At 44.9% G+C, this 632-nt stretch carries 2 protein-coding genes; both read left to right on the plus strand.

Features of this window, described 5'->3' with window-relative positions; genetic code table 11:
• On the plus strand, positions 1-248 hold a 248-nt coding region (locus AWU74_RS07315), incomplete at its 5' end, for a hypothetical protein (protein WP_238580240.1).
• 108 nt (positions 249-356) lie between these two features.
• Positions 357-632, plus strand: a 276-nt coding sequence (locus AWU74_RS07320) for a transposase (protein WP_187150930.1), incomplete at its 3' end; no start/stop codon positions are given.

Here is a 632-nt window from a genome sequence, read left to right on the forward strand (position 1 = left end):
CGCCGATAGTTAAAAATCAAGGAAAAAGAGTAAGACACAATCAATTAAACGACGTGCTTATAGTGAAAAATAAAACAGAAAGTGAATATCAAATAATGCTGATAACAAAAATAAATAAAGAATTTATGGAATGTCTTACAGAATTAAGAGAATATGCTCGCGCTGAAACGAAAGACAATAAATCCCCTGTTATTAGATTTATGCAGATAGAAGAGTTCTTGAAGAAACATCTAGAAAGAAGACACTGAAATCGTATGCATAGGCATATAAAGCGGCGGCGCACGGGCAAGGCAAAACCATAGGACGCGCCTCTAGGTAGTGTGGACTAAAAAGGAAAAAGAGGTAAAATGGGAGGTATGAAAAGAAATGAAGGCATACACCGGCACGATATAAGCGACGCGGCGTGGGAACGGATAAAAGACCTGCTGCCCGGACAGGCAGGGAAGCACGGGAGAGTGGCGAAAGACAACCGTTTGTTTATCAACGCGGTAGCATGGCAGACGCACACGGGCGCTCCGTGGAGAGATATACCGCCAGAATTCGGAAACTGGAACAGCATACACAAGCGGTTTTGCCGTTGGCGGGACAAGGGAATAGGGAAAACGCTGGCGGACGCCGCAATAGGCGAGCCT

This window comes from Treponema endosymbiont of Eucomonympha sp. (assembly GCF_001028545.1).